Here is a 24,437-nt window from a genome sequence, read left to right as displayed (position 1 = left end):
TCCCGTGCCGAGCGCCGCCCATGGGGCCGACGGCGTGCGGTGAGGCCATGTGGCCCCATGACAGACGGGGGGCTGCCGGGTGACCGTGGGAAGTGCGCGGGACCCGAGCGCAGGAGCAGGGAAGAAGGTTGACGGCATGGCCTGGGCATCTTGGACCACCCCCGGGGTCTTCACCGGCCGGGGCGGCGTACGAACGGACGAGGCCGGGGTCGTCACCGGCAACCTGACCGTCCACACCACATGGGACGGCAACGAGGCCGACGTGACGGTCGGGTACACCGGTACCTCCGAATGGTTCACCCTCACCGGAAGCCCCGTGCCCTGCCGCACCGAGCGGCACAGCCGGGAACTGCACCAGGCCGTGGTGGCCGCCGTCGGCGCGGGCGGCGGAGTCACCATCCAGAAGACGCGCGTGACGGAAACGACCTGAAGCGCGCCGAACGCGGCCCCGACGCTCAGCCGCGCGTGTCGTCGGGCTCGGGGCCCCAGTACTCCGGGCCGCCCCCGCGCCAGTCGATCAGCGGGGAGACCGAGACCTCCACGGGGTCGACGTCGAGCCCCGCGCGGCGCAGGAACTCGGCGACGTCGGCGACGCTGTAGGCCAGCCCCAGGATCTCGCCGTTCACACGGACGCGCCGCCCGCCCGTCGGGGAGGGCGGGTGCACGATCACAGGCAGTGCTCCGGGCATGTACCCAGCATGGGATGCGGCCGGGCGGCCCGCATCCGGACGGCTACGGTCCACGGCGTGCCCGGGCCGCCGAGGGGGGCGGGACTACGCTGGCGGGGTGACGGACAGCAGCAGACGGCCGCTCGCCGTGTTCGACCTGGACAACACCCTCGCCGACACCGCGCACCGGCAGCGCTTCCTCCAGCGCCGCCCGCGCGACTGGGACGGCTTTTTCGCGGCCGCGCCCGAGGATCCGCCGATCGGAGAGGGCGTGGAGCTGGCCCGCCGGAGCGCGCAGGAGTGCGAGATCGTGTACCTCACCGGGCGGCCGGAGCGCTGCCGCCGCGACACCCTGGACTGGCTGGCCGCCCACGGGCTGCCCGAGGGCCGCGTGCACATGCGGCGCGACAGCGACCGCAGGCCGGCCCGCCGCACCAAGCTGGAGATCCTGCGAAGGCTCGCCCGCGGCCGGGAGATCCGCGTCCTGGTGGACGACGACGAGCTGGTGTGCGCGGATGCCGAGCAGGCGGGGTTCCGGGTCCTGCGCGCCCGCTGGGCCGCGCCGTCCGCCGAGTTGAGGACCGCGCAGGAGACCGAGGGACGTACCTGACGTACGAGGGTGACGGGCGCGGGTGCGTCAGTCGCCCTCCAGCCGGAAGCCGACCTTCAGGCCGACCTGGTAGTGCTCGATCCGCCCGTCCTCGATCTGGCCCCTGACCTGGGTCACCTCGAACCAGTCCAGATGGCGCAGGGTCTGCGAGGCGCGGGTGATGGCGTTGCGGATGGCCTGGTCGACGCCTTCGTGCGAGCTGCCGACGATCTCCGTGACCCGGTACGTGTGGTCGGTCATGAGGTGGCTCCTCTCGGCGGGCGGCGCCGGTGACGCGGGCCGGGGGCGTCACGGCCTCCGGGTGCACGTGTGGCGCGGGTCACTCCACCGTGCCGTATGCCCGGGTGGGGCGCGAGGCGAAGAAGTGCGACAAGCCGGACATCGCTTGACCCGGGCATTGGTCCATACCAAAATCTCACCCACCCGTGCGAGCCCCCGCTCGTCCCCCCACGTCGGGCCCCTTCCCTGTGCCTCGGACAGAACAGGACCCCTCGTGAGACCTCGCCTCGTCGCTCTGCTGTGCGCGTCCTCCTTCCTGGTCTCCTCCTGCGGTGTGCTGTCGCAGGGCGGCGGCGGGCGGCAGACCGTCACCGTGTGGATGATGAAGGGCAGCGCGTCCCAGGAATTCCTGGACCGCTTCACCGAGGACTTCGAGCGCACCCACGGCGACCTGCGGCTCGACATCCGCATCCAGGAGTGGACCGGCATCGGCCCGAAGGTGCAGGCCGCGCTCACGGACCGCGCCGGGGACGGCCCCGACGTCATCGAGGTGGGCAACACCCAGGTCGCGCAGTACGCCAAGGGCGGCAGGCTGACCAATCTGACGCTGGAGTCGATGCGGGACTGGGACATGGAGGACTGGCTGCCCGGCCTGGCCGAGCCCGGGCTGGACAACTCCTCCCAGTACGGCATCCCCTGGTACGCGGCCAACCGGGTCGTCATCTACCGCAAGGACCTGTTCGAGCAGGCCGGCGTCACCGGACCGCCCCGCACCAGGGCCGAGTGGCTCGCCGCGGGCGAGAAGCTCGACTCCGGCGGCAACCAGGGGATCTACCTCGCCGGACAGGACTGGTACACGCTCTCCGGGTTCATCTGGGACGAGGGCGGCGACCTCGCCAAGGAGACCGACGGCGGGTGGAAGGGCGACCTTGACAGTGAGGCCGCGCTGCGCGGCATGGAGTTCTACCGCCAACTCCAGTCGCTCGGCCGGGGCCCGGTCGACGCCGACGAGGAACACCCGCCCCAGGCGGAGGTGTTCGCCGAGGGGAAGGTGGCACAGATCGTGGCGGTGCCCGGACTCGCCCAGACCATCGTGGAGAAGAACCCCGCCCTCAAGGACAAGTTGGGCTTCTTCCCCGTGCCGGGCAAGACCGCAGCCCGGCCGGGCACGGTGTTCACCGGAGGCTCCGACCTCGTCGTGCCCCGGAACACCACCGACCGGGACGGCGCCGTCGCCGTCGTCGCGGCCCTCACCGGCGCCAAGTGGGACACCGAACTGGCCCGCACCATGAACTACGTCCCCAACAAGCCGAAGCTCGCCTCCGCCGTCGCGGGGGAGGAGGGGGTCGCGGCCATGGCGGCGGGCGCCGCACACGGCCGGGCGACCCCCAACACGCCCGACTGGGCCACGGTCGAGGCCGACAACCCGATCAAGGACTACATGACGAAGGTCCTCTCCGGCGGCGACCCGTCGAAGGAGGCCCGCCAGGCCTCACAGCGGATCACCGTGCAGCTGGGCTAGCCGCCCACGGCTCGCTGGGCCCTCCGGGCAACGGCCCGGAGGGCCCACCGCCGTCACGCCACCACACTCAGCGACAGCGCGAAGCGTTCCTCCCCGTCGGTCCACCACCTCTCCAGCTGAAGTCCTGCCGCCGCCAGTTCCGCGCCCACCCGGTTCTCGCGGAACTTCGCCGAGACCTCGGTGCGCAGTTCCTCGCCCGCCGCGAAGTGGACGGCGAGGTCGAGCGCGGGGACCTTCACCGTCTGTTCCAAGAGGGAGCGCAGCCGCATCTCGATCCACTCGTTCGCCGGGTCCCAGAGGGCCACATGGCCGAAGGCGTCCGGCTCGAAGTCGGCGCCCAGTTCGCGGTTGACCACGTTCAGGACGTTCTTGTTGAACGCGGCCGTCACCCCGGCCGCGTCGTCGTACGCCCTGACCAGTACGTCCTCGGCCTTGACCAGGTCGGTGCCGAGCAGCAGCGCGTCGCCGGGGGAGAGCAGGGCGCGCACCGCGGCCAGGAACTCAGCGCGTTCGCCGGGCAGCAGGTTCCCGATCGTGCCGCCGAGGAACGCCACCAGCCGCGGGCCGGGGGAGGGGGGCAGGGTCAGTCCCGCGGTGAAGTCGGCGATCAGCGCGTGCACGTTCAGCCCGGGCCGCTCGGTGGCCAGGGCCCGTCCGGCCTGTTCCAGCGCGGAGCCGCTGACGTCGACGGGGACGTAGGTGTGCAGCCGGGGCAGCGCGTCGAGCAGGAGGCGCGTCTTCTCCGAGGAGCCGGAGCCCAGTTCGACGAGGGTTTGGGCGGGCAGCGCGGCGGCGATCTCGGCGGCGCGGCCGGCGAGGATCTCCCGCTCGGCGCGGGTCGGGTAGTACTCCGGCAGTTCGGTGATCCGCTCGAACAGCTCGCTGCCGTGGGCGTCGTAGAACCACTTCGGCGGCAGTGTCTTGGGGTCGGAGGTCAGGCCGTTCAGGACGTCGGCGCGCAGTGCGGCGGCCATGGCGTCCTCGGGCAGGGTGCGGGTGACGTGGAACTCACTCACGTGCGGGGCTCCTCGGATCGTGCGGGTGCCAGGTCCTCGGTGGGGTTCTTGAGCGGGGTGAGCAGGACGTCCGTGCGGCTGGCCGCGAGCAGGGCGCGGTCGGGCACCTGACGCCAGTGCGGGTCGTCGTCGTAAGGCTCGGAGGCCACCACCGTGCGGCGGCCGGGCTCGGCCAGGTACCACAGGCTGTCGCCCCAGGCCGTCGCGGTGATCGTCTCGCCGTTGGTGAGCAGCAGGTTGAGCCGCGAGCCCGGGGCCGCCGCGGCGACCTCCAGGACGGTGTCGGCGAGTGCCTGCCCCTCCTCGTCGCCGCCGCGCAGCCGGGCCAGCACCAGCGCCCACACGAGCGCCGAGTCGGTGCGGGCCTCCAGCGCCAGCAGGTCCCGCGGCGGCAGGGACCGGGACACCGCGGCGAGCGAGTCGGGCCAGCCGGTCACGGCGCCGTTGTGGCTGAACAGCCAGGTGCCCGCGGTGAACGGCGCCGCCGCGGCCTCCGCGTCCGCGCCCGAGAGGGTCGCGTCCCGCACAGCGGCCAGCAGCGCCGAGGTGCGTACGACCCGGGCAAGGTCGGCGAAGGACAGGTCGGCCCAGACGGGCCCGGCGCGGCGGTAGCGGGCCGGCACCGGGTCGCCCTCCGCGTACCAACCCACCCCGAAACCATCGGCGTTGACCGTCCCGTACCGCTGGTTGCGGGGCGCCCACGCCTGCCGGTACAGGCTGTGCGACGGCTCCACGAGGTACCGGCCGAGCGGCTCCTCGGGTCCCAGGTACGCCAGATGACGGCACATCAGCCACGCTCCGAACGGGCCGTGCGGAAGCCGGAGAAGATCTGCCGCCGGATCGGGTAGTCCCAGTTGCGGAACGTGCCCCGGCAGGCCACCGGGTCCACGGCGAACGAACCGCCGCGCAGCACCTTGTACTCCGGCCCGAAGAACACCTCCGAGTACTCCTTGTACGGGAACGAGGTGAAGCCCGGGTAGGGGTGGAGGTCGCTCGCCGTCCATTCCCACACGTCCCCGATCAACTGCCGTACACCGAGCGGTGATTCCCCGCCCGGATAGCTGCCGGCCGGCGCCGGGCGCAGATGCCGCTGGCCGAGGTTGGCGTGCTCCGGCGCCGGGTCGGCGTCGCCCCACGGGTAGCGCGTCGAGCGCCCGGTCACCGGGTCGTGGCGCGCCGCCTTCTCCCACTCGGCCTCGGTGGGCAGCCGGCGTCCGGCCCAGCGGGCGTAGGCGTCGGCCTCGTACCAGCACACGTGCAGCACCGGCTCGTCGGGCGGTACGGGCTCGGTGACACCGAAACGGCGCCGCAGCCACTGCCCGCCCTCACGCCGCCAGTACAGCGGCGCGTCGACGCCGTGCTGCCGTATGTGGGCCCAGCCCTCCGGCGCCCACCAGCGGGGTTCGCTGTAGCCGCCGTCCTCGACGAAGGTCTGGTAGGCGGCGTTGGTCACCGGGGTGGTGTCGATCCAGAACGGCGGCACCTCGCGCACGTGCGCGGGCCGCTCGTTGTCCAGTGCCCACGGTTCGGTGGAGGTGCCCATGGTGAACGGGCCGCCGGGGACGAGGACTTCGGGCGGACCCGTGAACGGCGGGGCCGGCTCCGGGTCCGGCGCGGTGAGGGCCTGCGGGCCCCGGCGGAGCTGGTGGGTGATCAGCATGGTCTCGTCGTGCTGCTGCTCGTGCTGCGCGATCATGCCGAAGGCGAAGCCGGCCTCGGTCAGCCGGGTGCCGTGGAACGCGGTGGACTCCAGTACGTCCAGCACCCGGCCGCGCACCTCGGACGCGTAGTCCCGGGCCTCGTCGGGAGCCATCAGGGGCAGCGAGGGGCGTTCGGCGCGCGGGTGCTCGAAGGCGTCGTAGAGGCTGTCGATCTCGGGGCGCATCGCCTCGTGGCCGCCGACCGCCCGCAGCAGCCACAGCTCCTCCTGGTTGCCGATGTGGGCGAGGTCCCACACCAGCGGGGACATCAGCGGCGAGTGCTGGGCGGTGAGGTCGGGCTCCTCCACGCAGCTCGTCAGCAGCGTGGTGCGGTCACGGGCCGTGCTGAGCGAGCGCAGCGCGCGCTCGCGCAGCGTCTCCGCGTCGAACGTCCGCGGACCGGACGTCTGCGGACCGAACGTCTCGGTGTCGAAGGTCTCTGTGTCGGGTGTCCCGGCGTCGCGGGCGGGATCGGTCATGGCGCGATGTCCTTCCCGTGGGCGGTGGGGGTCGCCCGGGCGGTGGGGAGGCCGGGCCGGGGCGGCTCCGCGCCGCGCAGCCGGTCCAGCAGGTCGTCGGCGGGGCAGCGGCCCCGGCGTACGTAGCGTTCCTGGAACGCCGCGACGGCGTCCGTGACCTCGGTGGTGGCGCCGAGCCGGGGCAGGGCCCCCAGGGCGGCGGCGAAGCAGGCGACGGCCGCCTCGCGCAGATCGGGGTCGGCGAGCCCGGAGCGTGCCGCCTCGGCCCACAGCGGATTGTGCGGCGCGGGCAGCGGCCCGGACCGCTCGGCCAGCGGTTTCACCACCCGGTAGACGGTCTCCGCCGCCTCCGGGTCGTCGAAGAGCGCCGCGGTGACCGCCAGCGGCACGATCCACCCGTCGTCGCCGGGCTGCGCGTCGATCATGCGCAGTTCCAGGTGCCCGCGCGGCCGTACCGGCGGGAACAGCGTGGTGAGGTGGTAGTCGAGGTCCTCCCTGGTCGGCGGCCTCGGCCGGCGCGATCCGATCCACTCGCGGAAGGTGAGCCCGTCGGGCACCTCCCACGGCCGGTCCTCGTGCCGTACGCACATCACCGGCGCGTCCAGCACATGGCGGGCCCAGGCGGCGCGGGGACTGCCGTTCAGCGCCGGGGCGCCGGCCCGGCCGGGGCCGATCTCCATCCAGACGAGCTGCCGGGTGGAGCGCCAGCCGGTGGGCCGCCGCGCCACCAGCGGGGAGTGGGCGAACGCGGCCACCAGCACCGCGCCCAGATGGTGCGCCAGCCACCAGCGGCGCCCGTGGCCGAGCGGTCCGGGCTCCTCGTGGCCGGCGTCCACGCAGACCTGCACGGACGCCGAGGCGCACATCATGTGCCGGCCGGCCGGACCGCCGCGGTCCAGGCAGGCCTCCAGGGCGTCGTAGCGCCGCTCGCGCAGGAATCTGCGGGGGGTGTGCCAGGGATCGTGGCCGACACCGACGAGACGGAGTCCGTGCCCGGCCAGTACGGCGCGGACGGTGTCGAGGTCGGCGGATACGGTACCGATGCACTCCATCAGGGAGGCGGCGGGCGGCGAGCTCAGTTCCAGCTGGCCGCCGGGTTCGACGGTGAACGCCGACCTCAGGGGCATGGTCCGCAGCGCGGCGTAGGCCGCTTCGAGACGTTCGGGTGTCACGGGGAGCCGCGGCGAGCGCAGCTCGTGGACGAGCCATTCCACTTCGACCCCGAGGGTGCGGGGCGGTCCGGTCTTGAAGCAGATGCCGCTGACCAGAGCCTCGGCCTCGGCTTCGGAGACGGCGGTACGGAACTCCGTACCGCCGTACGCCGAGGTGGGTTGCGCATCGGACATGTCGGGATCCTCCTGAGATTCCACCATGCCACCGGCCCGGCGGTCGGAGGGCCGGGCCGGGGCCGCACCGTCCCAGCCAAAACCCTCCGACCGATTCGCACAAGGGTGCAAATCGCGACAATCGTGGCGCCGAATCTCCGTGTGCGCGATATTTCCGACGCTCACTCGCGGTGCCGGGGCCTCGGCCTCCGCGGGGGTCCGCCGCCCTCACGGGAGTCCCGCGCGCGCTCCGCGCCCCGTGTCCGGTGCTACTCCGACCGGGTGATGTGCGCGCCGTGGGGCGCGGCCCGGCGTCAGCTCCAGCCGTAGCGCTCCTGAAGGCGGTGCACCACGAGGCCGAACCGCATCCGGTCCAGCGCGCACGCCTCGCGGCGCATGCCGTCCTCGTGCAGCCGCAGCACCCGGTCGACGTCCACCCACGAGTCCCGTCCCGACCGGTCCCAGGGGCCGCTGCCGATGGCCACCCACCGGGGCAAGCCCCGGCTCCCCTGGAGCGGCTGCGCCGCGCCCCTTGCCGCGCCGTCGTGCGCCGTGCTGGTCAGCTGCACGGCCAGGAGGGTCCCGGCGGCCTCCCGGGCCACCACCAGCACCGGCCGGTCCTTTCCCCGGCCGTCGTTCTCCTCGAAGGGCACCCAGGTCCAGACGATCTCCCCGGGGTCCGGGTCGCCGTCGTGCGCGGGCGCGTATTCGGTGCGCACCCGGCCGACCTCGCGCGGGTCGGCCTCGGTGGTGGCGGTGGGGCCGTAACGGCCGGGCGTGTTCTCATCGGTCTCATCGGTGAAGGCAGTCACGGGGGAACCCTAGAGCGTGATCACGAAGCCTCACCATGGGGGCGGATCCGCATACCGGGGCGGCGCCGGTGGACGGTCAGGCAGGCCAGTCCGTCCGGGCCCGCGGTGAGGCTGCGCGTGGAGCCGTGCGGCAGCCAGACCGCCGCGCCCTCGGCCAGTCGCCGCGGCTCGTCACCGGTGCCGGCGCCGAGGACACCGCTGCCCGCGACGACGAACAGCAGGACGTCCAGGTCCCGTTCGCGGTGCGGCGCCACGCGCGTGCCGGGTGCCAGTCGTACGACGTTCGCGTCGAGCTGGCGTCCGGACTCGTCCAGCTTCCACAGCACGCCTCCCGGTACCGGAGGGGTGGCGGCCAGTGCCCGGGCGTCGCACAGGACCCGCGGTTCCGGTTCCTGTTCCGGCTCCGGCGCCGCGTGGCCGGCCGGCCCGGTGCCGCGCTCGGAAGGCGATGTCATCGTGCACCCCTCATCTCGGTCCGCCGGGGCGGTGTCCCGGGCCCACGATTATTACATGTAGTATTCGTGAAAATTGCTTCCGCCGCGGAGCTTCGGGTGAAGAGAGCTGAGTGGACGTGACCACCCCACGGGAGAGCCCCCGCCGACGCGAGGTGCTGGACGTGCTGCGGGCCGCGGCCGGGCCGCTGGGGGTCGCGGAGGCCGCCGGGCGGATCGGGCTGCACCCCAACACCGTGCGCTTCCACCTCGACGCCCTGGTGGCCGAGGGAGTCGTCGTACGCCAGGTCGAGGAGCCCTCGGGGCCCGGCCGGCCCCGTACCGTCTACGCCCCCCGGCCCGGCATGGACCGCCGGGGCACACGCGGCTACCGGCTGCTGGCGCGGATCCTGCTCGGGCAACTGGCGTCCCAGGGCCCCGGGGCGCGGGAGGCCGCGACGGAGGCGGGCCGCGCCTGGGGCGGTTTCCTGGTCGACCCGCTGCCGCCCTCGCCGCCCCCCACGGCCGAGCGCGCCGCGGCCCGGCTCGTCGCCCTCCTCGACGACCTCGGCTTCGCCCCGGAGTCCGAGGGCGGCGGCGCCGGCAAGCCGCCGGAACGGATCCGGCTGCGCCACTGCCCCTTCCTCGAACTGGCCGAGGAACAGGGTCAGTTGGTGTGCCCTGTCCATCTGGGCCTGATGCAGGGCGCGTTGGCCGAACTGCGGGCACCGCTGGTCGCGACCGGACTGGAACCGTTCGTGGAACCCGACTCCTGCCTGGCCCACCTGGCCGCCCACCCGGCGGGTGCGCCGGTGACGGCGCCGGGTGAGTGACGTGACGGGACCCGGTGTCTCCCGCACACGCCGCACGTACTTGGGAAAGGTGACACGACGATGAACACCACGGCGGCCGCCGTCGCGAGCGCGGTCACGTTCGTCTGGCTCGGCATGGTGCTGGCCATCTCGTTCCTGGAGGCACCGCTGAAGTTCCGCGCGCCCGGAGTGACCATCCCGATCGGGCTGGGCATCGGACGGTTGGTCTTCCGGGCGCTGAACCTCGCCGAGACCGCCCTGGCCGCCGTGGTGATCGTCGCGGTCGCCGCGGGCGGGCCGCCGACCCGGGTCGCCGGGCTGACCGCGGCCGTCGCCGTGCTGCTGCTCGCCCAGTTGGCCTTCGTACGTCCGCGCCTCAACCGCAGGTCCGACATGGTGCTGGCCGGTGAGGAGGCCGGTGAGGACCGGCCCCGCTCGCGCGGCCACCTCGCCTACGTGGCCCTGGAGGCCGTGAAGGTGGCGGTCCTGATCGCGCTCGGCGTCAGCCTGCTGGCGGCGTGACCGGGATCGCGGTCAGCTGTTCCGCAGCCAGTGCGCGACCTGCTCCGGAGTGGAGCGCGGCGCGTCGATGAGGTGGGGAACGAAACGGGCCCGGCGGTCGGTGACGATCTCGTCGGACTCGCGGATGCCGATGCCGGCCGACCTGCCGCCGACGACCCATGAGCCGATCACCATGTGGTTGCCGTCGAAGGACGGCGGCCGGTGGAACTCCTGGAACAGGAAGGGCCCGTCGTCGAACGAGCCCGCCTGGTCGAAGTGGTGCTCGGCGGAACGGACCTTGATCGAGGCGCCCTCCCAGCCCCACAGGGGCTTGGCGACCCATTCGGCCAGGTCGCGGGGCCCGTCGAGGTAGGAGGGCAGGAGGTTCGGGTGACCGGGGTACAGCTCCCACAGCACCGCGAGGATCCCCTTCGTGGACAGCAGTGCCTTCCACATCGGCTCCAGCCACCGCGTCGAACAGGGCTCGGCCTCCAGCTGCGGGGCGTAGAGGCTTTCGAACGCCCAGTCCCACGGGTACATCTTGAAACAGGATTCGATGGGGACGTCGCTCAGGTCCACGAAGCGCCGGATCCCGCTGTGCCAGCCGATGTCCTCCATCGTCAGGCCCACCGTGGGAAGACCCGCCTCGACGGCCGTGTCCCGCAGGTACGCCGTCGTGATGACGTCCTCGTCGGGTTCGTCGGCGGAGTGCGCGAAGTGGACCCGGCCGCCCAGCCGCGGAGCCAGGCTCCGCCACGTCCGCACCAGACGCTCGTGGATCGTGTTGAACTGGTCGTGCTCCGGGTGCACGTCCTCGAGCCACTGCCACTGCAGCACCGCGGCTTCGAGCAGTGCCGCCGGGACATCGCCGTTGTACTCGTACAACTTGACGTCGCCCGTGCCGTCCCAGGCGAAGTCGAACCGGCCGTAGATGCTCGGCGACTCCTTGTCGAGGGTTTCGAGCATCGGTCTCGTCCAGCGGGGGTCGATGCCGAGGCGTTCGACGTCGCCCTTCTCCAGGACGTGCCGGGCCGCCGCCACGCACATCGCGTGCAGTTCCTCGGTGACGTCCTCCAGGTGGTCCACCTCCCGCGAGGTGAGTACGTAGGCGGCGCTCTCGTTCCAGTAGGGCAACCTGCTGCCGTCCGGCAGGGTTTCGGTGTGGAACGGGAGGCCGGACTGGAGCACCGTCCGTTCCCAGCCGGGCCTCGGCGTGCGGGGTTCGCGTCTCATGGATCAGCCGCCGACCGATCCGCCCTTGGCGGAGAAGCCGCCGCGGACGACGTTGCCCGACTTCGGCGCGGTGAACGAGCCGCCGCCCTTGGTCAGGTCGACCTTCTGCCCGACGGCGGGGGCCTTCTCGCCGCGCGGGGTGTACCACCAGCCGTAGTTCTTTCCGCCGGTCCCGCCCGACCCGCCGCCGGCCCCACCGGATCCGCCGGGGTTGCAGTGACTGTCCGCCACGCGTTTCTGCGTCAGTTTGTCCACGCAGGTGCCCTGGTAGTCCGGGCCGCTGGAGCAGCCGCTGAGGGCTATCGCCATCGCGACCGCGCCCACGGCGCCGACCGACACCTCGAAGGAGCGGCGACGTGAACCGGTGTGCTGCTGACTCGTCACGAACAGGTCCCTTCGGATACGTCTGCTGATCCACGGCAGAGGCGTGCCGCGCGATACGGCGTCGTGACGGGCGGAGTACCCGGGGAACGGCCACGTCGCGCAAGCGGCGTGAAGCCGCCCCGCGCCAGGTCGACATGCCCCGTTCATTCCGACCGTTCCTCGCCATGTACAGGTACTTGGCCTGTCCAACATACCGTTGACGCGTACGCGCAAGGTGTCCGGGACCGGACGGTCGGACTTCCCTCCTCTTTCCTGAGGGGTCTACCGTTATGCGCCTGTACCGGCAGCACTTGGGGGAATCCGTGCGAACTCGTCTCGTCGCCGCTGTTCTGACGTGTGCCGCGGCCGGCGCCCTCGTCGCCTGCGACCCTGCGGACGGCGGTGGGTCGCAGGGCGGCCGCAACCCGTCGGCCTCCGCCGCTCCGGGCGGCAGCGGGCCGGGGCGGGACGGCAAGCCGGGCGGAAACCAGCAGAAGAAGGTGCCGGTCTTCGTCGGCATGGGGTTGCAGTCCGCGCAGGACGCCGCACAGAAGCAGGGATTCCGCTCGCTCAAGTCGCACGACGCCCTGGGGCGCGGCCGGATGCAGGCCTTCGACCGTAACTGGAAGGTGTGCAGCCAGAACGTGGCGGCGGGTACGACGGTCTCGACCGGTACGACCCTGGACTTCGGCGCGGTCAAGCTGGAGGAGTCCTGCCCCACCGGGGACCAGGCCCCGCCGTCGGTTCAGGGCGGGAGGATGCCCGACTTCAAGGGGAAGTCGGTGAAGGCGGCCCGGGCCGCCCTCGACGCGCACACGTCGCTCACGGTGAAGGACGCTTCGACGCGCCACCGTTGGGTGCTGGTGGAGAGCAACTGGCAGGTGTGCTCGCAGACTCCGGGACCGGGAACCCGGCTGAAGGGGCAGCCGGTGTCATTCACCGCGGTCAAGTTCGGGGAGTCCTGCCCGTAGCTTCGTGCGGAGCCGGCCGGTGCGGAACCGGTTCGTGTGAAGCCCGCTCGTAAAAGGCCGGAAGGGGCCGGCGCCGGGCGGGCGCCGACCCCTTCCGGAGGTTGCTCAGGCGGCAGCCGCGTCACCGGTGTGGCCGTGCAGGCGCGCGACGACCTCGGTGAGCTGGGCGGCGACCTCGGCGTCGTCGACCGGGTGGGTCTCGGCGAAGCGGGTCACGGAGCCGGGGATGGAGAGCTTGATGTCCTCGATCACCTTGCCGCCGGCGATGCCCACGGCCTTGCGGGTGTCGTCCTGCGCCCACACGCCGCCGTACTGGCCGAAGGCGGTGCCGACGACGGCGACGGGCTTGCCCACGAAGGCGCCGGCGCCGTACGGGCGGGACAGCCAGTCGATGGCGTTCTTCAGGACGGCCGGGATGGTGCCGTTGTACTCGGGGGAGAACAGCAGGAAGGCATCGGCGGAGCCGGCGACCTCGCGCAGCTTGGCGGCCGCGGCGGGCACGCTGCCCTCGACGTCGAGGTCCTCGTTGTAGAACGGGATCTCGGCCAGGCCCTCGAACAGCTCGACCTCGGCGCCCGCGGGGGCGAGCTTGACGGCGGCCTCGGCGAGCTGGCGGTTGTGCGAGCCGGTGCGGAGGCTGCCGACGAGCGCGAGGATGCGGACAGACATGGGGGTCTCCAAGGGGGGTGACACAATGACGTAAAGGATCCGGACCGGGGTCCGTTTAATTTTCTACCACCATAAGCGGACCGCGGTCCAGTTCTGTTCCCGATGCCTTACGCTGTCCTCATGTCGCGCCCCCTGCCGCCCCCTCCGAAGCCCCAGGAGCCTCAAGAACCTCAGGAGACCCGGGAGCTGCTGGCGCAGCCGGTGCTGCTCGAATTCGGCACCGGTGAGGACGAGCCGTGCCTGCGCGCCGACGCGGCCCGCAACCGCGCCCGGCTGCTGGACGCCGCCGCGCGCCTGGTCGCGGAACACGGCGCGGCGGGCGTCACCATGGAGGCCGTCGCCGCGGCGGCCGAGGTGGGCAAGGGGACGGTCTTCCGCCGCTTCGGCGACCGCACCGGTCTGCTCAGGGCGCTCCTTGACCACTCGGAGCGCAAGTTCCAGGCCGCGTTCCTCAGCGGGCCCCCTCCGATGGGTCCCGGCGCGCCGCCCGCCGAGCGGCTGCGGGCCTTCGGCTGCATGGCGCTGCGCCGCGCGGCCGACGAGCTGGAACTGCAACTGGCGGCCGACCCGGGCCCGGCCCGCCGCTTCGCCGTACCCGCCCGCCGGGTCCATTACGCCCATGTGGCGATGCTGCTGCGACAGGCGGCACCCGGCGCCGACAGCGAACTCCTCGCCCACACCCTGATGGGCTACCTCGAGCCCGCCCTCATCCACCATCTGACCAGGCAGTGCCAGATGCCGATGGAACGGCTCCAGGCGGGCTGGCACGACGTGGTGGCGCGCATCACCACCACGCAGCCGGCCTGCTGAGAGAGGGGGACCCGGATCGGTGCATGCCCTGACGGCTCGGCGGCAGTCAGGGGGCTATGACGAGCTCGCTGATCAGTCCGTCCCGTCGAGGACGAAGCGGTAGCGCACGACGCCGAGACCGGCCAGGAGGCCGAGCCGGTCGTGGTCGACGCCCGCACCGGGAAGAGTCTCGACGACAGCGACGCGTATGTGTTCACCGCTGGGCCGGCCGCCGGCGGGCCGATGCGGGCGCGCCATACCGAACTGGAGCGGCAGCGGCGATCGCGAAGCACCGGGCCGGAGCCGGACGCGGCGTGACCGCACTGCCGGCCGGCCGCCGCCTCGGCGCCGGCCGGCCTTCAAGGTGACAAGGCGCGCGGGTGGCCCTCCCGTAAGCGGCCGCGGCGGTTTCCGCTTCACTCGGTCGGGCGGTACGGGCGGGCCGCCGCTCCGGGCGGTCCGGCGTGGCCCGGGGTGAGGTCCCACGGGGGCGCGGCACGCGGTCGACGCCGGCCCCGCGTCCCCGCCCGGCGCCTGCCGGCCGGGGCGTCGCACGGGCGGCGCGGCCCGGTGACGCGACCTGCGCGCACCGCACGCCGCGCGCCCGACCCACCCTGCCCTCATCTGTTGCCGTTTCAACTTCGGTCCGCAATAAGGCAGTTCACCGGACGGACAGTCCCCGGCTTCTGCCAAGATGCGGTACGTCATGGTGCAGATTCCGAAACCCGCCGCGCCCCCGACGCCCGCTCCGCGCTCCGTGCCCACGAGCGCCGACGTGGCCCGACTGGCCGGCGTCTCGCGCGCGACCGTCTCCTACGTCCTGAACAACACCAGAGCCGTTCGCATCAGCGAGCCCACCCGCCGCCGGGTCCACGAGGCCGCCGAGGAACTCGGGTACGTGCCGCACGCGGCGGCGCGCAGCCTGCGCGCCGGGCACAGCCGAATGGTCCTGATGCCCGCCCCGGCCCTCCCGGCCGGACCGCTCTACAGCCGCTTCCTGGACGAACTCCAGTGGGCGCTCGGCCTCCTCGACTACACCGTCGTGCAGCACGCCACCGCCTGCCTGCCCGGTGACGCGGCCGTACGGGCCTGGGCCGAACTGCGCCCGGTCGCCGTCCTGGTGTCCGGCGTGGGGCTCGGACCCACCGGAGTGGCGGTGCTCAAACGCTCCGGCGCGCGTGCCGTCGTCACCCTGGGCCCGGAGCCCGTCGAGGGCGCCCACGCGCTGCTCATGGACCACGAGAGCGTCGGTCACCGGGCCGGCGCCCACCTGCACGCCCGCGGCCGGCGCCGCATCGGCGTGGTCGTACCCGAGGAACCCGGTCTTGACACGTTCTCCCGGCCCCGGCTCGCCGGCGTACGGCGGGCCCTGCGCGGTACCGACGGCGACGTGACCGAACTGCCCCTCGGCTACGACGAGCGGTCCGCCGCCCGCCTCGCCGCCCGTTGGCGCGACCTCGGCCTCGACGCGGTGTTCGCCTACAACGACGAGTACGCCATGCTGCTGATGCGCGCACTGCAGGACGCGGGCGTACGCGTCCCCGAGGAGACGGCCGTGATCGGCGCCGACGACCTCATGCTCGGGCGGCTGCTGCGGCCCCGGCTGAGCACGGTCCACATCGACCTGCCCTCCGGCCGTGACGTGGCCGAACTGGTCGACCGCGCCGTGCACGACCCCGCGGCCCCGCCCGAACGGCACGCGGTGCTGGGCGCGACGGTGGTCCACCGCGAATCCAGCTGATCCGCGACACCGGTCACTCGGACTGCTGACCGCCCTGCTGCTCCGCGACCGCCTTGCGGACCTCGTCCATGTCCAGCTTGCGCGCCTGCCCGATCACGTCCGTCAGGGCGGCCTCGGGCAGCGCGCCCGGCTGCGCGAACACGGCGACCTGGTCACGGACGATCATCAGCGTCGGAATGGACTGGATGCCGAAGGCCGCCGCCAGCTCCGGCTGGGCCTCGGTGTCCACCTTGCCGAACACCAGGTCCGGGTTCTCCTCCGCCGCCTTCTCGTACACCGGGGCGAACTGCCGGCACGGCCCGCACCAGGACGCCCAGAAGTCGATCAGGACGAACTCGTTGTCCGTGACCGTCTGGTCGAAGTTCTCCTTGGTGAGCTCCACGGTGCTGCTCATGGTGTATCCCTCTTCCTGGTGCTTCCGGGTGTCGGCTGACTGGCGTGGGGGCGAAGCCGTGGGCACAACACGGCCGACCCCATGGGTATTCCGCGCACGTACCCGTGTGGCCAGGGCGCACACCACCCACCAGACTGACCCCATGACCGAAACGGAAACCATCGCGTACGACGTCGTGGTGCTGGGCGCCGGACCCGTGGGGGAGAACGTGGCCGACCGCACCCGTGCGGCCGGCCTGTCCACCGCGATCGTGGAGAGCGAACTGGTCGGCGGCGAGTGCTCGTACTGGGCGTGCATGCCCAGCAAGGCCCTGCTGCGCCCGGTCATCGCCCGCGCCGACGCCCGCCGTCTGCCGGGCCTGAGCCAGGCGGTGCGCGGTCCCCTCGACGCCGCCGCGGTCCTGGCCCGCCGGGACGAGTACACCTCGCACTGGCACGACGACGGCCAGGTGCGGTGGCTCGACGGCATCGGTGCCGACCTCCACCGCGGGCACGGCCGGCTGGCGGGTGCGCGTACGGTCACGGTCGACGGCCCCGACGGCACCCGCAGGACGCTCACCGCCCGGCACGCCGTCGCCGTCTGCACCGGAACCCGCGCCCGGCTTCCGGACCTGCCCGGACTCGACGCCGTCAAGCCGTGGACCAGCCGCGAGGCCACCAGTGCCGAGCGGGTGCCGGGGCGGCTGATCGTCGTGGGCGGCGGTGTGGTCGCCACCGAGATGGCCACCGTGTACCAGGCGCTCGGCTCGCAGGTCACCGTCCTGGTCCGGGGCAAGGGGCTGCTGCCCCGGATGGAACCCTTCGCCGGCGAACTGGTGGCCGACGCCCTCACGGAGGCCGGCACCGACATCCGCACCGGCACCGCGGTGGAGTCGGTCGCCCGCGAGAACGGCACCGTCGTGGCCGTCACCGTCGCCGGCGACCGCATCGAGGCCGACGAGATCCTCTTCGCCACCGGCCGAGCGCCGCGCACAGAGGACATCGGCCTGGAGACGGTGGGCCTGGAACCCGGCTCCTGGCTGCCGGTCGACGACACCCTGCGCGTGCACGGCAGCACGTGGCTGTACGCGTGCGGCGACGTGAACCACCGCGCGCTCCTCACCCACCAGGGCAAGTACCAGGCCCGGATCGCGGGCGACACGATCGGCGCCCGTGCGGCCGGTGTGCCGCTGCTGGAGACGGATCCGTGGGGCGCGCACGCCGCCACCGCCGACCACCACGCCGTACCGCAGGTCGTCTTCACCGACCCGGAGGCCGCGGCCGTCGGCCTGTCCCTGGCCGAGGCCGAACAGGCCGGCCACCGGGTCCGCGCCGTCGACGTCGACATCTCCACCGTCGCCGGGGCCGGCCTGTACGGCGAGGGCTACCGCGGCCGCGCCCGCATGGTCGTCGACCTCGACGAGGAGATCCTGCGCGGTGTCACTTTCGTCGGGCCCGGCGTCGGCGAACTGCTCCACTCGGCGACCGTCGCCGTCGCCGGGCAGGTCCCGGTCGGCCGCCTGTGGCACGCGGTCCCGTCCTACCCGACGATCAGCGAGGTGTGGCTCCGCCTCCTCGAGGCCTACCGGGGCTGACCGCGCGCCCGCACGGCCGCGCGCGCCTACGGCAGTTCGAAGCCGAGGGCCCGCGCGGCCCGCTCCGGGGTCGGCTGGTTCCAGCGGTGCGCCATCGCGTCGTTGGAGGACAGGGAGCGCGGTTCGGCACGGTCGAGGTAGAGAGCGCCCTCGAGGTGGTCGGTCTCGTGCTGGACGATCCGGGCGGGCCAGCCCGAGAGCACCTCGTCCACCGCCTGCCCGCGCTCGTCCAGGGCCCGCAGGCGCACCTCGGCGTGCCGTGCCACCACGGCCTGCCAGCCCGGAACGCTCAGGCAGCCCTCGTAGAACGCGGCGCGCCCGGTGCCGACGGCCTCGTACGACGGATTGACCAGCACCCGGAAGGGCAGCGGAACCCGTCCGCGCGCTTCGCGCACCTCCTCCGGCACCGGTGCCGGGTCCTCGACGACCGCGATCCGCAGCCCCACCCCGACCTGCGGCGCGGCCAGGCCCACGCCCGGTGCCGCGTGCATGGTCAGGCGCAGGGCCTGGACGAAGCGGGTCAGCAGCGCGGGCTCCAGCTGGCCGTCGAACGGTTCGGCGGGGCGCCGCAGCACCGGGTCGCCGGCGGCGACGATGGGCAACGGGCCGCCGTCGGCGAGGAGTTCGTCGACCTGCTCGGCGAGGGGCGTACGCGCGCGGGGGGAAGCCATCACGCCAGGATGCCACGGAGGCCGGCCGGCCCGGCCCGCCCGACGCACGCTTGTACGGAGGGCAGGGGCGTGCGGCACCCGTGCACGCACCCGGCGTGCGGCACCCCTGGCCGCGCCCCGGGGTGAAGTAGCGTGGTGCGACACGCCGACGCCGGAGGGAGACGTGCATGACGACGCCACACCGGCGCGCCCGGCGCGGGCAGGGCGAACTGGAGGTCCAGGTACTCGGCGCGCTCCGCGAGGCGGACGGCCCGGTCACCGCGGCCTGGGTGCGGCAGCGGCTCGGCGGCGACCTCGCCTACACCACCGTGGTCACCATCCTGACCCGGCTGCTCGCCAAGGACGTCGTCTCCCGCGAGCGCCGCGGCCGCTCCTTCGTGTGGACCCCGACGGCGGACGTCGCCCGCCTCGCGGCGCTCCGGATGCGCCGCCTGCTGGACGGCGAAAGGGACCGCGAGGCGGTGCTGACCAGCTTCGTCACCGCGCTGCCGCCCGGCGACGAGCAGGTGCTGCGCGCACTGCTCGACGCGGCGGAGGCCGCGGACGACGACGGCGCCCGCCACCCGAGGGGCGACGGTACGGGACACTGACGCCTCATGGGGCTCTACGTCTTACTGCCGCTGGTACTGCCGCTGTCCGCCTGGCCCGTCGCACGCCAGGCCGCACCGCGCCTCCATCCGCGCGCGGCCACCCGGCTGCTGACCTGGGTGGCCGCCGTCATGGGCGGATGCAGCACGCTGTGCCTCGCCCTGCTCGCGGTCATCGGCACCGCCGAGCTGACCGGCGGCCCGGTCCTAGGCGGTTGGGCCGATCCCGAGTTCAGGTCGGCCGTCTCGCGTGACCGGGTCACGGAGCGGGCGGCGATCCCGGCGCTGGGACTGGTCGCGGTGGCCTGCGGGCGCACCCTGTGGCGCCACCGGCGGGTGGCCCGCCGAGCCCGCCGGGCCCTGACCGGGCTGCGCGGCGCACCCGTCGTGGTCCTGCCCGACAGCACGCCGTACGCCTACGCCCTGCCCGGCAGCCGAGACCGGATCGTCGTCACCACGGCGCTGCTGGACGGCCTCGCCCCGGACGAACGGCGTGCCCTGTTCGCGCACGAACGCGCCCACCTGGCGGCCCGCCACCACCGTCACCTGCTCACCGCCCACCTGGCGGCCTGCGCCAACCCCTTCCTGCGGCCGCTGCGTTCCGCCGTCGTCTACACCGCCGAACGCTGGGCCGACGAGGACGCGGCCCGCGCGGTCGGCGACCGGCGCGTGGTGGCGCGGGCGGTCGGCAAGGCGGCCCTGCTGTCGTCCGGCGCGCCCGCGCCCACTCTCGCCGCGGTGGCCGCCGGCGGTCCGGTGCCGCGCCGGGTCGCCGCCCTGCTGGCGCCGGAACCGGCGGGCCGGCACTGGCCGCCGGCCTTCACGGCGGTCGGCGCCGCCGTGTGGGGCGCCGCCGCCGGTGCGGTGGTGTCCGCGATGTCCTCGGCGAACTCCGCGGTCACCCTGTTCCTGCTCCTCCACCCGGTGTGATTTACGGGAGGTCACCCGCCAGGGCGGAGGCGATGCGCAGGTGCGTATCGGCCTCGTCCCGGCGGCCCTGCCGCTGAAGGGTGCGGCCGAGCATCAGCCGGGCGTAGTGCTCCACCGGGTCGCGCTCGACGATGATGCGCAACTCGCCCTCGGCCCGGCGCAGTTGGGCCGAGTGGTAGTAGGCGCGCGCCAGCAGCAGCCGGGGCCCGGTCTGCTCCGGCACCTCCTCGACCAGCCCCTCCAGCACACGGGCCGCGGCGGCGTAGTCCCGGGCGTCGAAGAACATCCGCGCCCGCTCCCAGCGCTCCGCCGGGGTTCCGTGCTCGTAGTACGTCGTGTCCACTGGTGACCTCCTCCGGTGCCTCGTTCCAGAGCCACCGGCTGCGACAACCGGCCCGGTTGGTTGAATATTCCACTACCGCGTAACCCCTCGCGAGGTCGACTGCCGCCTGGGCGCCTGCTCTGCTCCCGACGGTCGGGCGGCCGATCAGGGAAGATGGAGAACTGGCACGGGAGTATCTAGGGTCGGCACGTGGCTTTCATCATGGTGTGCGAAGACGACGCTGCGGTCCGCGGCGTCCTCAAGCGCGCCCTGGAGCACGACGGCCACACCGTTTCCGTCGCCGCCACGGCCGACAGCCTGCTGCGGCAGCTCGTACCGGCGCCCCATCTGGTCGTCCTGGATCTCGGGCTCCCGGACGCCGACGGCCGCGACGTCTGCCTGGCCCTCCGGGCGCGCGGCGTCGACACGCCGGTGTTGATGCTCACCGCCTTGGACGGCCTGCATCACAAGGTGGGCGGCTTCGAGGCCGGCGCCGACGACTACATGACCAAACCCTTCGACATCCCGGAACTGCTGGTCCGCGTCCGAGCGCTGCTGCGCCGGGCCACCGTGGCGCCCGCACCGAGCGAGGTCGTCCTCGATCCGGCGAAGCACGTGGTGACCTACGACTCGGTGAGCGAGAGCCTGACCCCGACCGAGTTCCGGCTACTGGGCCGCCTGATCGCCTCGCAGGGCGACGCGGTACGCCGCCACGCCCTCATCGCTGCCGGCTGGCCGCACGGAGCGCAGGTCAGCGACAACACCCTCGACTCCTTCGTGCGCCGGCTGCGGACCAAGCTCGGTCCGCTGGGGGTGGCCGAGCGTCTGGCGACCGTCCGCGGCGTGGGCTACCGATGGCAGTGACGGGTTTCCGCAGGAGGGTCGTCGCGCTCACCGTGCTGATCGCCACCGCCGTGGTCGCGATACTGGTCGTGGTCTCGCACGTGCTGCTGAGCGGGGTGACGGACGCCGACGCGCACGATCTGGCGCGCACCCGCGCCGAGGCGGTCGCGGCGAACGTCACCGCCGTGGACGGCCGTGTCGTACTGACGGAGAACAGCAGCGAGGCGCTGGACGAGGTCGCCTGGGTGTATGCCGACGGCCACCTGATCGACGGGAACGTACCGGCAGGCATGGCCGAGCGTGTCGAGGCGCTGGCAGGCTCACGGCGATCGCAGACCGCCGCCGTCGACAACTACCTCCTGTACGCGCGCAAGGTCCCGATCGACGGCCACGACGTCATGGTGATCGTCCGGGTGGACCTCACGCCCTACGAGACGTCCGAGCAGCGCAGCCTGACCTTGTCGCTGGTACTGGGCGGCCTCGCGGTCCTCCTCGCCGGCGGTGTCGCGCACCTCGTGGTGCGCCGCGCGCTGCGGGTCGTGCACGACATGGCCGCGCTCGCCGACGACTGGGGCCATCACGAACCCGGGCGCCGCTTCGACCTCGGAGTCCCCCGCGACGAGTTCGGGGAACTGGGGCGGACCCTGGACCACCTCCTGGAGCGCGTGGACAACGCGCTGGCGGACGAGCGCCGGCTCACCGATGAGATCGCGCATGAGCTGCGGACACCGCTCACGGTCCTGCGGGGCGAGGCGCAGCTGGCGCAGCTGTCCGGCGAGCCGGTGGCGCCGGAGGCGGTGCTGAGCGAGGTCGACCGCCTCAATGCGGCGATCACGACGATTCTGCGCGCCGCGCGCGCACAGAGAGACGCGGGGACCCGGTGCGATCTGCGCTCCGCCGCGCGGCAGGCGATCGCAGGCCGCGCGGTCGAGGTCGACGTTCCCGCGAAGGCCGAGGTGGCCGTGGCGGCCGACGTCACCGTGTCGCTGCTGTCGCCCCTGCTGGAGAACGGCCTGCGGCATGCGCGGTCGCGTGTGTGGATCACCGCGCGCATCCAGGGTGAGGCAATCGTGGTCGATGTCCTGGACGACGGCCCCGGGTTCGATTCCGAGGAGGTCGACCGGGTCTTCGAAGCGGGTGTGACCGGCGTCGGCGGGTACGGGCTGGGGCTGCCGGTGGTCCGGCGCATCGCCGCCTCGGCCGGTGCGGAGGTCCGCGCGATCGCGGACGGCCGCGGTCACGTCGAGGTGAGGCTCCCGGCCGCGCGTGCGGCCACGTAGTCAGGTTGCGTGCAGGTTCCCCGCGTAAACCTCCCTGCATGACGACGACAACGGAAGCACGCACGCGCAGCGGGCGGCTCATGCTCAACAAGGTCCCCGAGGTCACCATCTGGTTCTGGGTGATCAAGGTCCTGTGCACGACGGTCGGTGAGAGCTTCGCCGACTGGATCAACACCCAGCTGGGCGTCGGCCTGATGAACACGGCCTGGATCTTCACCGCGGTCCTGGTGGTGGTCCTGGCCGTCCAGCTGTGGCTGAAGCGGTACGTCCCGTTCCCCTACTGGCTGACCGTGGTCGTTGTCAGCGTGACAGGCACCTTGTACACCGACATCCTGACCGACCAGCTGAACGTGCCGCTGTGGATCAGTTCCGCGGTCTTCTCGGTGCTGCTCGCGGTGGTCTTCGGCGTGTGGTGGCTGCGTGAGCGCACGCTGTCGATCCACTCGGTCACCACGTTCTCGCGGGAGTCGTTCTACTGGCTGACCGTCCTGGTCACCTTCGCGCTCGGCACCGCGACCGGCGACTGGACTCTGGAGCTGACCGGCTGGAGCCCGGGCGTCTCGGTGTTGCTGCCGCTCGGCCTCATCGCGGCGATCACCGCGCTGTGGAGGTTCGGCGCGAACCCGGTGCTGTCCTTCTGGCTCGCCTACATCCTGACCCGCCCGCTGGGCGCGAACATCGGCGACTGGCTCGCCTCCCCCAAGGTCGCCCAGAGCCCGGGCGAGCCGACCGGTCTCGCGCTGGGAACGTTCACCACCAGCCTGATCTTCCTCGGCCTGATCCTGGCGACGGTGGTCCACCTGACGGTGACGCGCTCGGACGTGACCGAGACCTACGAGGCGGCCCACGCCGCACGGGTCACCGGCGACCCGCGCAAGGAGCGTGTCGCGCTGGCCGGGTTCGGACTGCTGGCCGTCGCCACCGCGGCCCTGCTGGTCTGGGCCCACGGTCAGCCGCACGTCGGCCCGGCGCCGGAGACCGACACCACCTCCGCCGTCCAGTTGCCTCCCGGCCAGGCGGTGAAGCACTTCCCGCCCGCGAAGGTCGGCGCGCTGCGGACCCTCGCATCCACCTCGCTCAAGGACGCACGCTCGGGGGACGCGGCCGGGGCCCATGCGGCCGCCCAGTCGCTGCGTGACCTGTGGGATGCCGACCAGGCCTCGCTGGAGCCGCTGGACGAAACCGGCTGGACCTCCATCGACGCCCGGATGGACAAAGTGCTCAAGACCTTCGGCATCGACCACTCGAACCCGCCGATGTCGCCGGCACAGCAGGAGAGCGAACTGAAAGCCCTCCTGGCGGACCTGGGCTGACAGACCGCGACACCAAGGCCTGCCTGCCACCTCGACGTCCTCGACGCCCGACGACGCGAACGTGTCCGTGTCCGCAGCGAGAAAGGCGTCCGCCGGAGCGGTCCGATGGCCGGCTTCCCGCTGTCCGCCGCCGCGGGTGCCGAGATCTTCGCGGACTACGAGCAGCATTTCGCGGAGGGCCTAGTTGTAGAACTCGTTATCGACGGCATCGCGGCGCGGTACGGGATCGGCTGAGGGCGGTCCGTCGGGCGATGAGCCGCCGGCGGCGGACCTGCCGACCCGGCCGGGGCGCGAGACCACCGGGCAGCCCGATGGCCATGCGCACCCTGGCGGTCGTCGCCCATCCGGCCCCGGGCGTCTCCCCCCCCGTCGGGTACGTCGCCCGGTACGCGCCGCACCACATGGTCGCCCGGAGCATCACCACCGGCGGCCCGATCTTCGCAGCCCATGTCACCGCCCGTGACCTCGCCCGTCTCGCCCCGGCCCACGCCGCCAACGCCCTCGCGGAGGTCAAGGCCCATTCCTGCCTGGCCGTCCCGCTCGTCGCCCACGGCCGCGTCCTGGGCGCCCTGGCGCTGGCCCGCAGCGGCAATCCCGTGCCGTTCGGCGACGACGACGCGACCCTGGCCCTCGAACTGGCCTCCCGCGCGGCCGGGGCCAGCT

The 24,437-nt window shown here is 73.1% G+C and carries 29 protein-coding genes and 2 pseudogenes; 17 read left to right on the top strand and 14 right to left on the bottom strand.

The genetic code is table 11. The features are described 5' to 3' along the window. Positions 1 to 136 precede the first annotated feature (136 nt). Positions 137 to 430, top strand: coding sequence for a hypothetical protein (locus tag ACIOWN_RS05115; RefSeq protein ID WP_362348327.1), 294 nt, complete (start codon positions 137 to 139; stop codon positions 428 to 430). A 25-nt stretch (positions 431 to 455) separates the two neighbouring features. Here the strand turns inward: ACIOWN_RS05115 and ACIOWN_RS05110 are convergent, their stop codons facing one another. Beyond that, positions 456 to 689 carry a hypothetical protein gene (locus ACIOWN_RS05110; protein ID WP_362348329.1) on the bottom strand — a complete coding sequence of 78 codons (234 nt, stop codon included), beginning with the start codon at positions 687 to 689 and terminating at the stop codon, positions 456 to 458. A gap of 97 nt (positions 690 to 786) precedes the next feature. Here ACIOWN_RS05110 and ACIOWN_RS05105 point away from each other — a divergent pair, with 97 nt between their 5' ends. Next, complete coding sequence (locus tag ACIOWN_RS05105) at positions 787 to 1,278, top strand: hypothetical protein (RefSeq protein WP_362348331.1); 492 nt, start codon at positions 787 to 789, stop codon at positions 1,276 to 1,278. Between the two features lie 27 nt (positions 1,279 to 1,305). On the opposite strand, the gene ACIOWN_RS05100 is transcribed toward ACIOWN_RS05105, so the two are convergent. Then, a complete protein-coding gene (locus ACIOWN_RS05100) occupies positions 1,306 to 1,518 on the bottom strand; it encodes a dodecin (protein WP_362348333.1) in 213 nt (70 codons plus the stop codon). 253 nt (positions 1,519 to 1,771) lie between these two features. Here ACIOWN_RS05100 and ACIOWN_RS05095 point away from each other — a divergent pair, with 253 nt between their 5' ends. After that, a complete protein-coding gene (locus ACIOWN_RS05095; RefSeq protein WP_401980475.1) occupies positions 1,772 to 3,019 on the top strand; it encodes an extracellular solute-binding protein in 1,248 nt (415 codons plus the stop codon). Between the two features lie 53 nt (positions 3,020 to 3,072). Here ACIOWN_RS05095 and egtD read toward each other — a convergent pair whose 3' ends face one another. From egtD to ACIOWN_RS05065, 6 genes are all read right to left on the bottom strand, one after another. Beyond that, the gene (gene egtD / locus ACIOWN_RS05090; RefSeq protein WP_362348336.1) at positions 3,073 to 4,035 is read right to left on the bottom strand and encodes an L-histidine N(alpha)-methyltransferase; all 963 of its coding nucleotides are present in this window, start codon (positions 4,033 to 4,035) and stop codon (positions 3,073 to 3,075) included. Beyond that, entirely contained in the window at positions 4,032 to 4,823 is a 792-nt protein-coding gene (gene egtC / locus ACIOWN_RS05085) for an ergothioneine biosynthesis protein EgtC (RefSeq protein ID WP_401980472.1), read from the bottom strand. Before egtC ends, egtD begins: the two co-directional genes overlap by 4 nt. Continuing rightward, entirely contained in the window at positions 4,823 to 6,214 is a 1,392-nt protein-coding gene (gene egtB / locus ACIOWN_RS05080; protein WP_362348340.1) for an ergothioneine biosynthesis protein EgtB, read from the bottom strand. The genes egtC and egtB overlap by 1 nt, the downstream gene beginning before the upstream one ends. Continuing rightward, complete coding sequence (egtA, locus tag ACIOWN_RS05075; protein ID WP_362348342.1) at positions 6,211 to 7,560, bottom strand: ergothioneine biosynthesis glutamate--cysteine ligase EgtA; 1,350 nt, start codon at positions 7,558 to 7,560, stop codon at positions 6,211 to 6,213. Before egtA ends, egtB begins: the two co-directional genes overlap by 4 nt. 293 nt (positions 7,561 to 7,853) lie before the next feature. Further along, on the bottom strand, positions 7,854 to 8,351 hold the full coding sequence (locus tag ACIOWN_RS05070; RefSeq protein ID WP_401980469.1) for a type II toxin-antitoxin system PemK/MazF family toxin: 498 nt from the start codon (positions 8,349 to 8,351) through the stop codon (positions 7,854 to 7,856). Between the two features lie 20 nt (positions 8,352 to 8,371). Next, positions 8,372 to 8,806: a hypothetical protein gene (locus tag ACIOWN_RS05065; RefSeq protein WP_362348346.1), complete on the bottom strand. Its 435-nt coding sequence runs from the start codon at positions 8,804 to 8,806 to the stop codon at positions 8,372 to 8,374. 116 nt (positions 8,807 to 8,922) lie between these two features. Between ACIOWN_RS05065 and ACIOWN_RS05060 the strand changes: the two genes are divergently transcribed. Both ACIOWN_RS05060 and ACIOWN_RS05055 read left to right on the top strand, forming a co-directional pair. After that, entirely contained in the window at positions 8,923 to 9,615 is a 693-nt protein-coding gene (locus tag ACIOWN_RS05060; RefSeq protein ID WP_401980466.1) for a helix-turn-helix transcriptional regulator, read from the top strand. Positions 9,616 to 9,675: 60 nt separating this feature from the next. Next, complete coding sequence (locus ACIOWN_RS05055; protein WP_362348350.1) at positions 9,676 to 10,116, top strand: hypothetical protein; 441 nt, start codon at positions 9,676 to 9,678, stop codon at positions 10,114 to 10,116. Positions 10,117 to 10,128: 12 nt separating this feature from the next. Here the strand turns inward: ACIOWN_RS05055 and ACIOWN_RS05050 are convergent, their stop codons facing one another. Together ACIOWN_RS05050 and ACIOWN_RS05045 are read right to left on the bottom strand one after the other, a co-directional pair. Then, positions 10,129 to 11,328: a glutathionylspermidine synthase family protein gene (locus tag ACIOWN_RS05050; RefSeq protein ID WP_362348352.1), complete on the bottom strand. Its 1,200-nt coding sequence runs from the start codon at positions 11,326 to 11,328 to the stop codon at positions 10,129 to 10,131. A gap of 3 nt (positions 11,329 to 11,331) precedes the next feature. After that, positions 11,332 to 11,712 (bottom strand): hypothetical protein, encoded by a 381-nt coding sequence (locus tag ACIOWN_RS05045; RefSeq protein ID WP_362348354.1) that lies wholly within the window; start codon positions 11,710 to 11,712, stop codon positions 11,332 to 11,334. Positions 11,713 to 12,014: 302 nt separating this feature from the next. Here ACIOWN_RS05045 and ACIOWN_RS05040 point away from each other — a divergent pair, with 302 nt between their 5' ends. Further along, on the top strand, positions 12,015 to 12,662 hold the full coding sequence (locus tag ACIOWN_RS05040) for a PASTA domain-containing protein (RefSeq protein ID WP_401980462.1): 648 nt from the start codon (positions 12,015 to 12,017) through the stop codon (positions 12,660 to 12,662). Positions 12,663 to 12,767: 105 nt separating this feature from the next. On the opposite strand, the gene ACIOWN_RS05035 is transcribed toward ACIOWN_RS05040, so the two are convergent. Beyond that, the gene (locus tag ACIOWN_RS05035; RefSeq protein WP_362348358.1) at positions 12,768 to 13,331 is read right to left on the bottom strand and encodes an NAD(P)H-dependent oxidoreductase; all 564 of its coding nucleotides are present in this window, start codon (positions 13,329 to 13,331) and stop codon (positions 12,768 to 12,770) included. Positions 13,332 to 13,451: 120 nt separating this feature from the next. Between ACIOWN_RS05035 and ACIOWN_RS05030 the strand changes: the two genes are divergently transcribed. The 3 genes and pseudogenes from ACIOWN_RS05030 to ACIOWN_RS05020 all read left to right on the top strand — a co-directional run bounded on the left by ACIOWN_RS05030 (position 13,452) and on the right by ACIOWN_RS05020 (position 15,861). Continuing rightward, complete coding sequence (locus ACIOWN_RS05030; protein WP_362348359.1) at positions 13,452 to 14,141, top strand: helix-turn-helix domain-containing protein; 690 nt, start codon at positions 13,452 to 13,454, stop codon at positions 14,139 to 14,141. A gap of 108 nt (positions 14,142 to 14,249) precedes the next feature. Beyond that, positions 14,250 to 14,438 (top strand): annotated as a pseudogene (locus ACIOWN_RS05025) (transcriptional regulator); the annotation flags it as partial. A gap of 388 nt (positions 14,439 to 14,826) precedes the next feature. Next, positions 14,827 to 15,861, top strand: coding sequence for a LacI family DNA-binding transcriptional regulator (locus ACIOWN_RS05020; protein ID WP_401980458.1), 1,035 nt, complete (start codon positions 14,827 to 14,829; stop codon positions 15,859 to 15,861). A gap of 13 nt (positions 15,862 to 15,874) precedes the next feature. Here the strand turns inward: ACIOWN_RS05020 and trxA are convergent, their stop codons facing one another. Then, positions 15,875 to 16,399 carry a thioredoxin gene (gene trxA, locus ACIOWN_RS05015; RefSeq protein WP_401980456.1) on the bottom strand — a complete coding sequence of 175 codons (525 nt, stop codon included), beginning with the start codon at positions 16,397 to 16,399 and terminating at the stop codon, positions 15,875 to 15,877. Between trxA and ACIOWN_RS05010 the strand changes: the two genes are divergently transcribed. Next, positions 16,398 to 17,828 (top strand): dihydrolipoyl dehydrogenase family protein, encoded by a 1,431-nt coding sequence (locus ACIOWN_RS05010; RefSeq protein WP_401980453.1) that lies wholly within the window; start codon positions 16,398 to 16,400, stop codon positions 17,826 to 17,828. The two genes, trxA and ACIOWN_RS05010, sit on opposite strands and share 2 nt — an antisense overlap. Before the next feature lie 26 nt (positions 17,829 to 17,854). Here ACIOWN_RS05010 and ACIOWN_RS05005 read toward each other — a convergent pair whose 3' ends face one another. Beyond that, a complete protein-coding gene (locus ACIOWN_RS05005; RefSeq protein WP_362348366.1) occupies positions 17,855 to 18,499 on the bottom strand; it encodes a peptide deformylase in 645 nt (214 codons plus the stop codon). Between the two features lie 167 nt (positions 18,500 to 18,666). Here ACIOWN_RS05005 and ACIOWN_RS05000 point away from each other — a divergent pair, with 167 nt between their 5' ends. Continuing rightward, on the top strand, positions 18,667 to 19,089 hold the full coding sequence (locus ACIOWN_RS05000) for a BlaI/MecI/CopY family transcriptional regulator (RefSeq protein WP_362348367.1): 423 nt from the start codon (positions 18,667 to 18,669) through the stop codon (positions 19,087 to 19,089). Between the two features lie 6 nt (positions 19,090 to 19,095). Beyond that, on the top strand, positions 19,096 to 20,016 hold the full coding sequence (locus ACIOWN_RS04995) for a M56 family metallopeptidase (RefSeq protein WP_362348369.1): 921 nt from the start codon (positions 19,096 to 19,098) through the stop codon (positions 20,014 to 20,016). A gap of 1 nt (position 20,017) precedes the next feature. On the opposite strand, the gene ACIOWN_RS04990 is transcribed toward ACIOWN_RS04995, so the two are convergent. Next, a complete protein-coding gene (locus ACIOWN_RS04990) occupies positions 20,018 to 20,359 on the bottom strand; it encodes a tetratricopeptide repeat protein (protein ID WP_362348371.1) in 342 nt (113 codons plus the stop codon). Between the two features lie 189 nt (positions 20,360 to 20,548). Here ACIOWN_RS04990 and ACIOWN_RS04985 point away from each other — a divergent pair, with 189 nt between their 5' ends. From ACIOWN_RS04985 to ACIOWN_RS04965, 5 genes and pseudogenes are all read left to right on the top strand, one after another. Beyond that, the gene (locus ACIOWN_RS04985; protein WP_362348373.1) at positions 20,549 to 21,202 is read left to right on the top strand and encodes a response regulator transcription factor; all 654 of its coding nucleotides are present in this window, start codon (positions 20,549 to 20,551) and stop codon (positions 21,200 to 21,202) included. Next, positions 21,193 to 22,461 carry a sensor histidine kinase gene (locus ACIOWN_RS04980; RefSeq protein WP_401980447.1) on the top strand — a complete coding sequence of 423 codons (1,269 nt, stop codon included), beginning with the start codon at positions 21,193 to 21,195 and terminating at the stop codon, positions 22,459 to 22,461. The genes ACIOWN_RS04985 and ACIOWN_RS04980 overlap by 10 nt, the downstream gene beginning before the upstream one ends. A 38-nt stretch (positions 22,462 to 22,499) precedes the next feature. Beyond that, positions 22,500 to 23,774 (top strand): hypothetical protein, encoded by a 1,275-nt coding sequence (locus ACIOWN_RS04975; protein WP_362348376.1) that lies wholly within the window; start codon positions 22,500 to 22,502, stop codon positions 23,772 to 23,774. A gap of 105 nt (positions 23,775 to 23,879) precedes the next feature. Next, the gene (locus ACIOWN_RS04970; RefSeq protein WP_401980444.1) at positions 23,880 to 24,008 is read left to right on the top strand and encodes a hypothetical protein; all 129 of its coding nucleotides are present in this window, start codon (positions 23,880 to 23,882) and stop codon (positions 24,006 to 24,008) included. A 17-nt stretch (positions 24,009 to 24,025) separates the two neighbouring features. Continuing rightward, positions 24,026 to 24,421: pseudogene (locus ACIOWN_RS04965) on the top strand (GAF domain-containing protein); the annotation flags it as partial. Positions 24,422 to 24,437: the final 16 nt, after the last annotated feature.

It is taken from the genome of Streptomyces sp. NPDC087787 (assembly GCF_044743035.1).
Lineage (GTDB): Bacteria > Actinomycetota > Actinomycetes > Streptomycetales > Streptomycetaceae > Streptomyces.
This window is presented reverse-complemented; position numbering and strand designations above follow the sequence as displayed.

Bases quoted from the DNA above. Each gene is read 5' to 3' on its own strand.
- ACIOWN_RS05115 (WP_362348327.1), top strand. From the start codon at position 137: ATGGCCTGGGCATCTTGGACCACCCCCGGGGTCTTCACCGGCCGGGGC.
- ACIOWN_RS05110 (WP_362348329.1), bottom strand. From the start codon at position 689: ATGCCCGGAGCACTGCCTGTGATCGTGCACCCGCCCTCCCCGACGGGC.
- ACIOWN_RS05100 (WP_362348333.1), bottom strand. From the start codon at position 1,518: ATGACCGACCACACGTACCGGGTCACGGAGATCGTCGGCAGCTCGCAC.
- egtC (WP_401980472.1), bottom strand. From the start codon at position 4,823: ATGTGCCGTCATCTGGCGTACCTGGGACCCGAGGAGCCGCTCGGCCGG.
- egtB (WP_362348340.1), bottom strand. From the start codon at position 6,214: ATGACCGATCCCGCCCGCGACGCCGGGACACCCGACACAGAGACCTTC.
- egtA (WP_362348342.1), bottom strand. From the start codon at position 7,560: ATGTCCGATGCGCAACCCACCTCGGCGTACGGCGGTACGGAGTTCCGT.
- ACIOWN_RS05065 (WP_362348346.1), bottom strand. From the start codon at position 8,806: ATGACATCGCCTTCCGAGCGCGGCACCGGGCCGGCCGGCCACGCGGCG.
- ACIOWN_RS05055 (WP_362348350.1), top strand. From the start codon at position 9,676: ATGAACACCACGGCGGCCGCCGTCGCGAGCGCGGTCACGTTCGTCTGG.
- ACIOWN_RS05050 (WP_362348352.1), bottom strand. From the start codon at position 11,328: ATGAGACGCGAACCCCGCACGCCGAGGCCCGGCTGGGAACGGACGGTG.
- ACIOWN_RS05035 (WP_362348358.1), bottom strand. From the start codon at position 13,331: ATGTCTGTCCGCATCCTCGCGCTCGTCGGCAGCCTCCGCACCGGCTCG.
- ACIOWN_RS05030 (WP_362348359.1), top strand. From the start codon at position 13,452: ATGTCGCGCCCCCTGCCGCCCCCTCCGAAGCCCCAGGAGCCTCAAGAA.
- ACIOWN_RS05020 (WP_401980458.1), top strand. From the start codon at position 14,827: ATGGTGCAGATTCCGAAACCCGCCGCGCCCCCGACGCCCGCTCCGCGC.
- ACIOWN_RS05010 (WP_401980453.1), top strand. From the start codon at position 16,398: ATGACCGAAACGGAAACCATCGCGTACGACGTCGTGGTGCTGGGCGCC.
- trxA (WP_401980456.1), bottom strand. From the start codon at position 16,399: ATGGGGTCAGTCTGGTGGGTGGTGTGCGCCCTGGCCACACGGGTACGT.
- ACIOWN_RS05005 (WP_362348366.1), bottom strand. From the start codon at position 18,499: ATGGCTTCCCCCCGCGCGCGTACGCCCCTCGCCGAGCAGGTCGACGAA.
- ACIOWN_RS05000 (WP_362348367.1), top strand. From the start codon at position 18,667: ATGACGACGCCACACCGGCGCGCCCGGCGCGGGCAGGGCGAACTGGAG.
- ACIOWN_RS04995 (WP_362348369.1), top strand. From the start codon at position 19,096: ATGGGGCTCTACGTCTTACTGCCGCTGGTACTGCCGCTGTCCGCCTGG.
- ACIOWN_RS04980 (WP_401980447.1), top strand. From the start codon at position 21,193: ATGGCAGTGACGGGTTTCCGCAGGAGGGTCGTCGCGCTCACCGTGCTG.
- ACIOWN_RS04975 (WP_362348376.1), top strand. From the start codon at position 22,500: ATGACGACGACAACGGAAGCACGCACGCGCAGCGGGCGGCTCATGCTC.
- ACIOWN_RS04970 (WP_401980444.1), top strand. From the start codon at position 23,880: ATGGCCGGCTTCCCGCTGTCCGCCGCCGCGGGTGCCGAGATCTTCGCG.